The sequence below is a fragment of the Streptomyces sp. NPDC058289 genome (assembly GCF_042880975.1).
GTDB lineage: Bacteria > Actinomycetota > Actinomycetes > Streptomycetales > Streptomycetaceae > Streptomyces > Streptomyces stoeckheimensis.
In genome coordinates this window covers 16,083-28,349 of the sequence record NZ_JBHVYI010000054.1, presented here as the reverse complement: position 1 = coordinate 28,349, position 12,267 = coordinate 16,083, and the positions used below count along the sequence as shown (strand labels likewise).

Here is a 12,267-nt window from a genome sequence, read left to right as displayed (position 1 = left end):
GCCTCCACGTGCGGCGGCAGCGGGCTGCGGCGTCCGCGCCGGTCGGCGCGGGCTCGGCCCCGGGCGAAGGCCATCGTCGGCGAACCCTCCGGCCCGCTCACCGGTCCGGCCGCGGGCCCGGCCGCTCCCGTGCGGACCGCAGGGTCCCACCGGCGGACCTCCAGGCGGGCTGAGCGTCACGATCCGTGTTTGGCTGACTGCATGACGTCCGCCAGCGGAACCTCATCCGGCCCGATGCCCGACGCCGTAGCCCCGCCCGCCGGCGGCGCACCGTCGGCCCCGCCCGACCCCCGGCGCTGGTGGGCGCTCGCCGTCATCGGACTGGCCCAGCTGATGGTCGTCCTCGACGCCACGATCGTGAACATCGCACTCCCCTCCGCCCAGCGCGATCTGGGGATGTCCGACGGCAACCGGCAGTGGGTGATCACCGCCTACTCGCTGGCCTTCGGCGGGCTGCTCCTGCTGGGCGGGCGGATCGCGGACCTCATCGGGCGCAGGCGGGCCTTCGTCATCGGCCTGAGCGGTTTCGCCGTCGCCTCCGCCCTGGGCGGCGCGGCGAGCGGGCCGGGCATGCTCTTCGCGGCCCGGGCGCTGCAGGGCGTCTTCGCGGCGCTCCTCGCGCCGTGCGCCCTGTCGCTGCTGGCCACCACCTTCGACACCCCCAGGGAACGCGCCAAGGCCTTCGGCGTGTTCGCCGCGATCGCGAGCGGTGGCGGGGCCGTGGGCCTGATCGCCGGAGGCCTGCTCACCGAGTACCTGAACTGGCGCTGGTGCCTCTACGTCAACGTGGTCATCGCCGCGGTCGCGGTCCTCGGCGCCTTCGCCGTGCTGCGCGGCACGGGCCGTACGGGAGCGAAGCTCGACGTCCCGGGAGCGGTCCTGGGCTGCGGCGGGCTCGTGGCCATCGTCTACGGGCTGAGCGAGGCCGAGCCGCGCGGCTGGTCCGACGGCCTGGTCATCGGGCTCCTCGTCGGCGGGACCGTCCTGCTCGCCGCCTTCGCCTGGTGGCAGGCGCGGGCGAGCGACCCCATGCTCCCCCCGCACATCATCAGGGACCGGACACGGGCCGGCTGCCTCGTCACGATGGCACTGGCCACCATCGGCCTGTTCGCCCTGTTCCTGTTCATGACCTACTACTTCCAGCTCGTCCTCGGCTACTCCCCCGTCAGGACCGGGCTGGCCTTCCTCCCCATGACCCTGGCGATCATCACCGGTGCGACCCAGGTCTCCGCACGCTTCCTCGACCGGCTCGCCCCCCGCGCGCTGATCGTTCCCGGGCTGCTCCTGGCCACCTTGGCCCTGGTCCTCCTGACGCGGCTGACGGTCGACTCCTCGTACGCGACCCACGTGCTCCCCGCCATGCTGGTCCTCGGGTTCGGCATGGGCCTGGTCTTCATGCCCGTGATGTCGACGGCCACCCAGGGTGTGGCGCGCAGGGACTCCGGTGTCACCTCGGCCACGGTCAACACGGCCCAGCAGGTGGGCGGGGCGATCGGGACGGCGCTCCTCAACACCATCGCGAGCACGGCCGCGACGGCCTACGTGGCCTCGCACCTGGCGGGACCGGCGCAGGCCGCCGACGGCGGCTCCGCGTCCCCGGCGCAGGGGTTGATCGAGGCCCAGGGCGTGGTGCACGGCTTCGGGGTCGCGCTCTGGTGGGCGGCCGGCATCATGCTCCTGGGCGCTGCGGCGGCCGCCGTCCTGGTCACCGCGCCGGCGCCCGCACCCCGCCGCGAGGTGCGGGGCGCGGCGGTCGCGGCCTCGACGCCCTGACGGGGCTCGCACGACGTTCGGGGCCCGTGGGGCCGGCGGACCCTGGGGAGCCGGCGGACCTGTAGGGCCTACGGGGCCTACGGGCCTGGTCGCGCAGCCGGCGGGAGCAGGGTCGTGGCGATGCCCGCGAGCACCGCCGCTAGACCCGCTTCGAAGCCGGCGTCCTGATCGCGGAACATCTCCGGGCCCGCCTCGGCCGTCAGCGGGTACTCGGCGAGCCGTTCGGCGCGGGCCTCCAGGTCGTAGCCCTCGCCGTCCGAGCCGGGCAGCGGGCCCATCGACTGCTCCTCGATCACGTACCCGATGGTGTAGCTGTACGCGGTGAACCAGGCCCGGGCGGCCCCCGCGGCCGTGAAGCCGCCCGCGACGAGCGTCCGCAGATGGGCCTCCATCGGAGCGGCGTAGCTCATGTCGGTGAAATGCGTGCCGCTGTAGACCTTGGCTCCGTCCCGGTAGCGCAGCAGGTGCTCCCTCAGCCCCCGCATCGCGGCCTCCAGCGCCTGGGACCAGTCGCCGGGCGGACGGGCGGCGTCCAGGTCGGCCGTCATCCTGCGGAGCATTTCGGTGGCCATCTCGTCGAGCAGCGCCTGTTTGTCCTTGAAGTGCCAGTACAGGGCGGGTGCCTTGACGTCCAGCTCCTTGGCGATGGCCCGCAGGGTCAGGCCGTCCAGACCCACGTCTCCGAGCAGCCGCAGGGCGGTGGAGGCCACCGTCGCCCGGTCGAGCCGGGCCCGTTCGGGTTTCGCTTCTCGTTCTTCTCTTACCACCTTGACAACTTAACAGCGTTAAGCACATTCTCGTACCCATGACCGCACTTAACAGCGTTAAGGAAAACGAGGCTCCCGACGTGCTCGTCGTCGGCGCCGGCCCCACCGGACTGGCCCTGGCCCTGGACCTCACCCGCCGCGGCGTCCACGCCCTGGTCGTCGAGCGGGCCGACACCCTCTTCCCCGGCTCGCGGGGCAAGGGGCTTCAGCCCAGGACCCTGGAGGTCTTCGACGACCTCGGCGTGGGGGACGCGGTACGGGAGGCGAGTGCCCACGCGCCCATCGGGCAGATCTGGCAGGACGGCCGGCCCGTGGGCGAGCACGACATGCTCGGCGACAGCGGCGTCGGCGGCCCCACCGACACCGAGCCGCATCCGCGCGCCCGGCTCCTGCCCCAGTGGCGCACGCAGGAGATCCTGTTCGAGCGCCTCACCGGGCTGGGCGGCCGGGTCCGCTTCGGCACCGCACTGACCGGCTTCGACCAGGACGCCGACGGGGTGAGCGCGTACCTCTCGGACGGCAGTACGCTGCGCGCCGCCTACCTGGTCGCCGCCGACGGCGGCCGCTCCACCGTCCGCAGGGCCCTGGACATCGGCATGACCGGCGAGACCGTGGATCCCGCCCCGATGGTGGTGGCCGACGTCCGGCTGCGCCCCGGAGCACTGGACCGCGACCACTGGCACCTGTTCCCGGGCCCGGACGGCGGTTTCGCCGCCCTGTGCCCGCTGCCCGGCACCGACGAGCACCAGTTCGTCGCGCGGACCGACGATCTCGACATCCCCGCCGCGGTCGCCGCGCTGACCCACCTGGGCGCCGAGGACGTCACCGAGGTCCGGTGGGCCTCCGACTTCAGGCCGCGCGCCGCCATGGCCGACCGCTTCCGCGCCGGCCGGGTGCTGCTCGCGGGCGACGCGGCGCACGTGCACTCCCCCGCCGGCGGCCAGGGCCTCAACACCAGCGTGCAGGACGCCTACAACCTCGGCTGGAAGCTCGGACAGGTACTGCGCCACGGCGCGGACCCCGCGCTCCTGGACACCTACGAGGAGGAACGCCGGCCCGTTGCCGCGCACGTACTGGGCCTGTCCACACGCATTCACCGCGGCCAGGAGGAGCGCGGCGGAGCCACCCGCCAGCTCGGCCTGGGCTACCGGGGCGGCCCCCTCTCCGAGGGAGCCGCGGGCGCCCTGGCAGCCGGGGACCGCGCCCCCGACGGCCCGCTCCCGGACGGCCGCAGGCTCTTCGACCTGTTCCGGGGACCGCACTTCACCCTGCTCGCCGTCGGCACCGATGCCGAACTGCCGCCCGTGAGAACGGAGTTCCTGCACGTCCACCGGATCGGACCGTACGAGCCCTACGGCAAGGGGCTCTTCCTGGTCCGGCCCGACGGCTACGTGGGCTGGGCGGGCGAGGACGCGACCGGACTGGCCCGCTACCTCGCCCGCGTCGCCCGCCCCGGCTCCCCCGCGGCGGGGAGCTGAGGCGGATCCCCCGGTCAGCGCAGGGTGGGGATCACGTCGTTCGTCTCGTCGGCTTCCACGGGCCCGGTGGTGCGCCGGCCGACTGCCTCCGGGGGCGTCTCGTCCGCGCAGACGGTGCCCCGTGCGGGCAGGGCCAGGGTGGCCAGGTAGTCGTTGACGAGCGCGCTGACGCAAGCGCTCCGGTTGTAGGCGGTGTGCCCCTCGCCGGAGAAGGTCAGGAGCCGACCGGCGTCCAGCGTCCCGGCCAGGGCCACGGCGTCCTGGTACGGGGTGTCCGGGTCCCCGGTCGTGCCGAGGACCAGGATCGGGGCGGAACCGGCCGCCCGGTAGGAGCCCTCGTAGCGGCTGGGGCGTTCCGCCTGCCACTGCGCGCAGGTGGGCGCGTGGTTGTGGTCGTAGGTGGGCGGTCCCAGGCCGATGGGCGGCCCGAGCAGGGGCGCCGAGGCGACCTCCGCGCCGACCAGGGCGCCCAGGAGGAGCCGGCTGGTCGGGTAGACGCGGTCGGCGCACTCGACGGCCATGTTGACGTTGAGGAAGTCGAAGGACGCGGGTGAGGGGGGAGACAGCAGGAAGGAGGTCTTGTGGGCCTGGGCCAAGGCCAGGGCCTCTCCCAGGTAGGGCCAGATCTCCTTGCCCGAGTTGATGTTGAACATCAGGCGGTAGGCCAGGGTGTAGCCGGTGGCCGGGCGTCCGCTCGCGGTGATGACGGGATCCGCGTCGAGGTCCCGCTTGAGCTGTTCGAAGGCCTGCCGGGGTTTGCCCTTGCCGAATCCGCAGGCGGTGGCGTTCTGTGCGCACCAGTCGAGGAACCGGCCGACCGCCGCGTCCAGGGCGGTGAACTGCGCGGCGTCGTAGGCGTAGGGCACGTCGGCGTAGCGGCGCGGATCGTAGGCCCCGTCCAGGACCATGGCGCGCACGCGTCGGGGGAACTGCGCGGCGTACACGGTGCCGACGTAGCTGCCGAAGGAACGGCCGTAGAAGGTGAGCGTCTCCTCACCCAGAGCCTGGCGCAGCAGGTCGAGGTCCTTGGCGTTGGACGCGGTGCCGATGAACGGCACGAGGCCGCCCGAGCGTTCCCGGCAGGCGGCGGCGAACTCCCGGCCCTGCCGGACGGCGGTCTGCAGCGCGCCCGGTCCCGGGACGCCGCGCGCGGCGTCGACGGCGGCAGAGTACTCCGCGTCGTTCCAGCACTCCACCTGGCCGCTGCGCGCCACGCCCCGCATGTCGTACCCGACGACGTCGAAGCCGTCGCGGAGGGCGGCGGGGAGTGCGGCGTAGCTGTTGCGGGCGAAGTTCACGCCCGAGTTGCCGGGGCCGCCGGGGTGCAGCACCAGGACGCCGGTGCGGTGCGCCGGGTCGGCCGCGAGTCGGCGGGTGACGGCCAGCGGGATCGTGGTTCCGGTGGGCCGGCGGTAGTCGAGCGGCACCTGGGCGGTCGCGCACTCGAAGCCGTCGCCCTGGTCGTCGGCGCAGGGTCCCCAGGACAGGACGGGTACGGGCGGGGCGGGCAGGGCGGTGGCCGTGGCGGCCCCCGGCCCGGCTCCGAGCAGCGCGGTGACGGCGATCAGGACGAGGGCTATCCCCCACACCACTCGCTTGCGCGCATCGTCGGCTAAACGGGTCTGCATGCGGTGAACTCCCTTGATGGCAGGTCGACGGCAGGGGCGCGCCGAGGCCGTCTCGGCGTAGGCCGCCCGGCAAGATCCGGAAGAGACGGCCTAGGTCGTCTCTTCCGGATCTTGCCGGTCAGGTCCGCGTCGTCCGGTGCCGTGCCTCGGCGCGCTGCCGGGGCTCCCGCGTACTGGACGTACTCGGATGCCCCGGCAGGGCGGCGAGGTGCGGTGCCGGGCGGCGCGGGCCAGGCAAGATCCGGAAGAGACGGCCCAGGTCCGGGGGGAAGGGTGTGGGCGCCCGCGCTCGGCTGAGCGGCAGGATCAGGTTCCCATCCGTGGGGCGGGCGGGATAGACGGCGAGCCCGACGGGATGCGGAACGTACCGCCCCGGCCTGCGGGTTCGGCCCGGCCTGCCCGCCGGTCGGCTGGGCCGACCGGATGACCGCGGGCCCGGCCGCCGGTTCACCGGGTTCGTGAGGATTGCGCGGGAGAGCGGGGCGGAGGGCCGTGGTCAGGCCGTGCCGGTTCCCGTGTTCCACACCGGGCGGAGCCGTTCGGCGGCGGCGCTCGCCTGGGCGAGGCCCGCCCGGTACGCCGGTTCCCACTGCGCCAGGTCCTGCAGGTCGGGGCCGAACGCCCGCACGGCGTCCGGATCGGGAACGAGGGTCACGACGGTCCGCGCCCCGGCGGACTCCGGCTGCTCTTCGAGCGGCTCGCGGGGGAACAGGTGCGCCAGGGGCTCCACGACGACCAGCGTGCGCGCCCCGGCCGCGAGGTCCGCGTTCGTCCCGGCGCGCAGGGCCCCGTCCATGTACCGCCGCCCTCCGATGGCGACGGGCGGCTCGGCTCCGGGGAAGGCGCTGCTCGCGGCCACGGCCTGCACCAGCGGCACGCCGCTCGTACGGTCCCACACCACAGGCTCACCGGTGGCCGCATCCACCGCGGTGATCAGCAACCGGCGGCCCGGCCAGCCGCCGACGCCGATCAGCGCGGCCCGACCCGCGAGCAGCGCCCGCTCGGCGTCGGGGCCGGATGGCGAGTCGGCGTGGTCCAGGGCGATCCGGCCGACTCGGCGCCGGGCCTCTCCCGGTTCCAGGCCGGCTTCCCCGAGCAGGGCGAACACGGAACCCAGCCGGGCCGCGTCCACCTCTCCTCCGGGAGCTGCCGGACCGGTCCGGACACCGGGGGCGGCCAGCCGTCCGGGGTCCTGGCCGGTGGCCAGCAGTGCGCCGACGATCGCACCGGCCGAGGTGCCGATGACGAGGTCGGCTCCGCCGAGATCGACCCCGGTGCTGCGCAGTCCACCGGCCAGGCCCGCCATCCAGGCCGTGCCGACCGGGCCGCCCGGTCCCAGTACGAGTGCCCGCTCCGTGGTGGCTCCGGTTTCAAGGTTCACGGGGTCCGCCCCTCGTCTTGTGCCGTGCATGCCGTGTGGGCCGTCGGGTGACGATCAACGGGGCCGACGGTAGGACCTCGACCCGGCTTGAGGTCAAGCGGTCCGGGCCCCTGCGAGGAGCAGCCGCGCGGCCACCGTGGTCCCGTCGGTGCGGACCGCGGCGGCCACGTCGGCCGCCCGGGCGCGGGTCTGCGGGGCCAGCGCCGTGCGCAGCGCGGCGGACAGGGACTCGGCGGCCGGGGCCGGGCCCTCGTGGGCCGCGCCGATGCCCAGGTCGGCGACCCGGCCGGCCCAGTAGGGCTGGTCCGCGCCCTGGGCCACCACCACCTGGGGCACGCCGGCCAGGGTGGCGGTCATCGTGGTGCCCGCGCTGCCGTGGTGCACGACGGCGGCCACCCGGCGGAAGAGCGCCTGATGGTTGACCTCGCCGACGAGGAGGCAGTCGTCCCGGCCGTCGGCAAGGCCCAGTTCGGCCCAGCCCCGGGAGACGACCGCACGGCGGCCGTGCGCGCGGATCGCCGCGACGGCCGCCCGGGCGACCTCTTCGGGGGCGCGCAGGGGGGTGCTGCCGAAGCCCACGTAGACCGGCGGTGGGCCGTCGTCCAGGAACTCCATCAGCTCGGCGGGGAGCGGCCGTTCGTCCGGTGCGCACCACGCTCCGGTCTGCACCACGCCGAGACCCGTCGGCTGCCACGGGGACAGGAGCGGGTCCGTGGCCAGCCACGGGTGGGCGGTGAAGGCGTAGCCCCGGACGGAGTGCACGGGCGGCAGGCCGGCGCCTGCCCGCAGGGTGTTGAGCGTCTCGCCGAACATGGTGTGCGCGATGGCCGCGTCCTCGTCCCACAGCGCCTGGTTGTCGGTGGCGTCCGGCGGCAGGGGCCGGCCCCGCCGCGCGGGCGGGCGACGGTGGGGCGACGGCAGGCTGACCGGCTGGTGGCTCGCGTGCACGAAGCGCAGGCCCAGCTTCTCGGCCACCGACCGCGCGCCGGCGGTGACCGGCAGGGGACCGGTCGCCACCAATGCGTCCGCGCCTTCGGCCGCCGCGGCGACCGTGTCGAACTGCGCGGTCATCAGGTCCGCCGCCCGCTGCGCGAGGCCCTCTGCGGATCCGGGTGTCACCGAGGTCACCAGCGGGCGCACCGGGCTGCCGGCCGGCACCGGTTCGACGCCGAGACCTGCCAGCCGTACGGCGAACTCCTCGTCGGGCGGTGCGCACATCCGCACCTCCGCGCCGAGCTCCCGCAGCCGCACCGCCAGCCCCGCCATCGGCTCGACGGCTCCGCGCGACCCGTACGTCGACAACACCACACGCATGCGGCAACACTCGTTTCGGTAGAGGCGGGGCGCCGTGGATTCCGGCTTCGGTCCGCGATTCTTCGCCATGCCCCGGGCCTTGCCGCAAGCCCCCCTGTGCGCTGTATGTTGATCATGGCGGGGCGCGGGTCTCACGGCTGACGCCCGCCGTGTGGATCCGCTCACACGGGAGGCGCCCCCCTCGCTCGGCCGCCCCGGACGATTCACCCCCGGTCGCCGACTCCTCGTCAGGTGCGGGGACCGGGAGTCCTACGGCGCCCACCTGCGCCTCGACCGTGCGCACGGCCGATTGCACCAGGAGTGCGGCAGCGTCACGAACCGCTCGGACAGGCGGGCACGGGGCGGGATTTCACCCTCGACCTATCTGGACAAACTGGATCGATTCGGGTGATCGACACGAGATGCCCATACCATCCGATAATCGACCCGACGGTGTGTCAGGCGCACGCGCGCGAGGCATAATCGGGCCCGGTCGTCTCCGGAAAGCGGTGGGGCCAACGGGGCACGGACCCGCCCCGCAGCCCAGTTCCGCACCCGACCGACCGAGCCCCGAGGCGTTGCAGATGTCCCTGGCCAGCCGCACCCGCATCGCGGGCCTGCTCGCCGCGCTCACCGTCGGCGCCGTCGGCGTGACGACCTGGGCCTACGGGTACGGGACCACGCCGGAGTCCGCGGCCCCCGGGGCTGGGCTCCGCCCGAGTGTGACCGAGGGCGCGGTCCTCCAAGTCGTCGCACACCCCGACGACGACCTCTACTTCATGAACCCCGATCTGAGCCGCTCCATATCGACGGGCATCAAGGTCACCACCGTCTACCTCACCTCCGGCGAGGGCGACGGCCGCAACGAGGCCCACAGCCCGCACCTGCAGGACCCCGCGGGCCCCGCCGACCACGCCGCCTACGCGGAGGCCCGGCAGAACGGCATCCGGGCCGCCTACGCGCAGATGGCCACGGGCGACCGCACCAGCGCCTGGCAGCGCCGCTCCATACCCACCCTCGGCGGCGGGAGCGCCGAGGTGGACGTCCTCGTGGCGCGGCCCGAGGTCAACCTGGTGTGGATGCAGCTACGGGAGGCCCGCAGCCTCTCCGGGGACAATCCGGACAGCCTGCGCGGACTGTGGGACGGCCGGGTCCCCGCCCTGGGGGCCCAGCTGAGCTCGGGGACTCCGGTCACGCCCGGGTTCTCGTACGACAGGGACCAGGTCGTGGAGGCCATCGCGGGGGTCTTCGCCCTGTACCGGCCGACCACCATACGGACCCAGGACCCGACCCCCGGCCGGACGCGCAGCGGCGGCTTCTTCCTGGACCACCAGGACCACATATACGGCGCCCGCTTCGTGCAGGCCGCCGCCGAGCGCTACGCGAAGACCACGGACCGGCCGCACTTCTCGGTCCAGAACTACGTGAGCTATCCCAACAGCTCGCTGCCCCCGGCGCTGGACCCGCAGGCCGCCGAGGAGAAGCTCGGCTACCTCAAGACCTACGCCTGGTCCGACCACGAGAACTGGTGCGGCAGCCCCGCCGGCTGCGGCGACCGCAAGACGGCGAGCCGGCCCGCCGGCTCCGGCTGGAGCCAGACCATCCGCTACGGCCGGGGCGATGTCACCTCCTGGATGACCGAGGGCGTGTCCGGTCGACTGTGGGCCTTCACCGTGCTGGACGGACGGATGGCCTACTGGACGCGCAGCGGACCCAAGGCCCCTTGGCAGGGGCCCCGGTTCCTCGCCGGGACCGGGATGGACACGGGTGCGACGGCGGTCCGGCTCCCCGATGGCAGGGTCGCGGTCTTCGGCACCCGGACCACGCTGGGCACCACCCCCCAGGAGTACGGACGCGAGCTCGTGTACTGCGTCCAGGCGGCGCCCGACGGCGCCTTCGGCCCGTGGCAGTCGCTGGGCACCCCGGACACGGACGACGCGTCCCTCACCTCGGCGATCAGCGCACCGGCCGTGGCCGTGGACCGTACCGGCCGGATGACCGTCTACGTACGCGACTCCCGGCGCACCCTGCGCGCCGCCGCGCAGTCGGCACCCGACGGCACCTTCGGCGCGTGGGATTCCCTGGGCGGCTCCGGCCTGCAGGGCGACCCGGTCACCGCGACGGACGCGGCCGGCCGGCGCCACGTGTACGCGGCCACGGCCCAGAGCGTGCTGGCCTGGGTCCAGCAGACCCCGGACGCCCCGTTCGACGCCCCCGCACCCACGGGGCTGCCGGCGACCACCGGGCCGCTCTCGGCGAGCGCGAAGGGCGACGGCGTCGCCCTGTACTTCCGCCGCCCCGGCACGGGCACCGTCGCCACGAGCCTGGCCACCGCGGGCGGGACCGTACCGGAGTTCTCCCCGGTGACCGAGGCGGGCGGCGAGGGAGGCTACGGCTCCGTCGGCGTCGCGGGGAGCCTGCTCGCGGGCCGCGCGGGCGCGGGCACGGTCGGTGTGGCGGACACGGACGGCGGACCCTCCTGGTACGAGTCCCAGATGCACTACACGGGCGCCCCGGCGGCCCTGACCGCGCAGGACGGCACGGCCGTCGGCGCCGTCCTCGGCCTGGACGCCGGTCTGCACGTCACGACCGCTCCCCCCGCCGGCTCCGAACCGCTCGGCAGCCGGCCGCCCTCCTCCCCCTGGTACCGGGCCGTCCCGCCACCGGCGGGCGCACCGGTCTATCGCGCGAGCCCCGGGTGGCAGCGCTGAGCGGTGCGGGCGACGATGGCGGCGGATCGCGCCGGGTCCCGGCCGAGGACCGGCCGGACCGGCCCCAGGCCGACTCCTGACTCCGTCCCACCCCCACTCGACCTGCGATCGGGGCTCCCATGACGACCGCATCCACCGCGGCTGAGCACGGATGACCGATCTCGCCGCCTCCACGGCGCACCGGGCCGGGAGGACCGGGGCCCGGGAGCTCCTGCGCACCGAAGGTCCGGCCGCCGCCCGGATCGTCGTCACCGTGGCCGCGGCCTGGCAGGCCGCGCTGTGGCTGGGCGCCGACCAGCCGCCGGTGTTCGCGGCGATGGTCCCCCTGGTGGCCCTGCGCGGCGATCCGATGACGGCCCTGGGCACCTCGCTGCAGCGGATCCTGGGAGTCGTGGCGGGCGTGCTGATCGCGATCGGCGTCCTGAACCTGTGGCGGCCCTCCACCCTCACCCTGGCGCTGGTGGTGGCCCTGGGTCTGGGCGTCGGCATGGTCCTGCGGGCCGGCGGCACGAACAACATCCAGGTCGCGCTGTCCTCACTGCTGGTCTTCGCCAGCACCTCCCCCGATTCCTACGCACTGGACCGCGCGTGGGAGACCGCGGCGGGCGCGGCGGTCACCATCCTCCTCGCTCCGTTGCTGTGGCCGCCCGACCCCCAGCGCGTCCTGGCGGCCGTCGCCGGCGACTGCGCCGCGCGCCTGAGCCGTTCCCTCACCGGTACCGCGGCGGTGCTGGGCGGCGGTCCGGCCGCCGCCCGCGACAATCTCGCCCGGGTGCACGCCCATGTCGAAGCGGTGCACGCGGGCGCCGCCCGCGCGCGTGAGGCCGAACGCGCCCTGCGGTTCAACCCCTTGCGCCGCCGTCAGCGCGGCACCGTGCGCCTGCGGGCCGAGCGCATCGCCACCGCCGACGGGCTCGCCGTGCACGTGGCGACCCTGGCCGGTGAGGTGGACGCGTTCACCTGCCGGGACGAGCTCGCTCCCGAACTCGCCCGGGCCCGGCTCCGGGTTCCCGAACTGGCCTCGCTCACCGCGCGGGCCGTCGAGGACGCCTTGTCGGGGGACGACCCCGCGGCCGCCGTGACAGCAGCCCGAGACGGGCTGGCCGCCTACGCCCGCACGGATCCCCGGCCCGTCGCCGTCGCCCTGCGCCGGCCCTTGCACCGGGTCCTCGACGCACTGGAGCCCCGCCCACAGACTCCCAAAGGTTGACTTATGAATGATCAACCATAGCGAAC

General features: G+C 74.7%; 8 protein-coding genes. 4 read left to right on the top strand and 4 right to left on the bottom strand.

Going from position 1 to position 12,267, the window contains the following annotated elements; all coding sequences use genetic code 11:
• Nucleotides 1-201: 201 nt before the first annotated feature.
• A complete protein-coding gene (locus tag ACFVX6_RS25645; RefSeq protein ID WP_389695175.1) occupies nt 202-1,773 on the top strand; it encodes an MFS transporter in 1,572 nt (523 codons plus the stop codon).
• A 77-nt stretch (nt 1,774-1,850) separates the two neighbouring features.
• Here ACFVX6_RS25645 and ACFVX6_RS25640 read toward each other — a convergent pair whose 3' ends face one another.
• Nucleotides 1,851-2,540, bottom strand: a complete 690-nt coding sequence (locus ACFVX6_RS25640) for a TetR/AcrR family transcriptional regulator C-terminal domain-containing protein (RefSeq protein WP_389695173.1) — start codon at nt 2,538-2,540, stop codon at nt 1,851-1,853.
• Between the two features lie 38 nt (nt 2,541-2,578).
• Here ACFVX6_RS25640 and ACFVX6_RS25635 point away from each other — a divergent pair, with 38 nt between their 5' ends.
• Nucleotides 2,579-4,018, top strand: a complete 1,440-nt coding sequence (locus ACFVX6_RS25635; RefSeq protein ID WP_389695171.1) for an FAD-dependent monooxygenase — start codon at nt 2,579-2,581, stop codon at nt 4,016-4,018.
• A 14-nt stretch (nt 4,019-4,032) separates the two neighbouring features.
• Here ACFVX6_RS25635 and ACFVX6_RS25630 read toward each other — a convergent pair whose 3' ends face one another.
• The 3 genes from ACFVX6_RS25630 to ACFVX6_RS25620 all read right to left on the bottom strand — a co-directional run bounded on the left by ACFVX6_RS25630 (nt 4,033) and on the right by ACFVX6_RS25620 (nt 8,341).
• A complete protein-coding gene (locus tag ACFVX6_RS25630) occupies nt 4,033-5,646 on the bottom strand; it encodes an alpha/beta hydrolase (RefSeq protein ID WP_389695169.1) in 1,614 nt (537 codons plus the stop codon).
• A gap of 496 nt (nt 5,647-6,142) precedes the next feature.
• Nucleotides 6,143-7,027, bottom strand: a complete 885-nt coding sequence (locus ACFVX6_RS25625) for a patatin-like phospholipase family protein (protein ID WP_389695167.1) — start codon at nt 7,025-7,027, stop codon at nt 6,143-6,145.
• A 93-nt stretch (nt 7,028-7,120) separates the two neighbouring features.
• On the bottom strand, nt 7,121-8,341 hold the full coding sequence (locus ACFVX6_RS25620; RefSeq protein ID WP_389695165.1) for a glycosyltransferase: 1,221 nt from the start codon (nt 8,339-8,341) through the stop codon (nt 7,121-7,123).
• A 563-nt stretch (nt 8,342-8,904) separates the two neighbouring features.
• On the opposite strand from ACFVX6_RS25620, the gene ACFVX6_RS25615 reads away from it, so the two are divergent.
• Nucleotides 8,905-11,031, top strand: coding sequence for a PIG-L family deacetylase (locus ACFVX6_RS25615; RefSeq protein ID WP_389695163.1), 2,127 nt, complete (start codon nt 8,905-8,907; stop codon nt 11,029-11,031).
• A 151-nt stretch (nt 11,032-11,182) separates the two neighbouring features.
• Nucleotides 11,183-12,241 carry an aromatic acid exporter family protein gene (locus tag ACFVX6_RS25610; protein WP_389695161.1) on the top strand — a complete coding sequence of 353 codons (1,059 nt, stop codon included), beginning with the start codon at nt 11,183-11,185 and terminating at the stop codon, nt 12,239-12,241.
• Nucleotides 12,242-12,267: the final 26 nt, after the last annotated feature.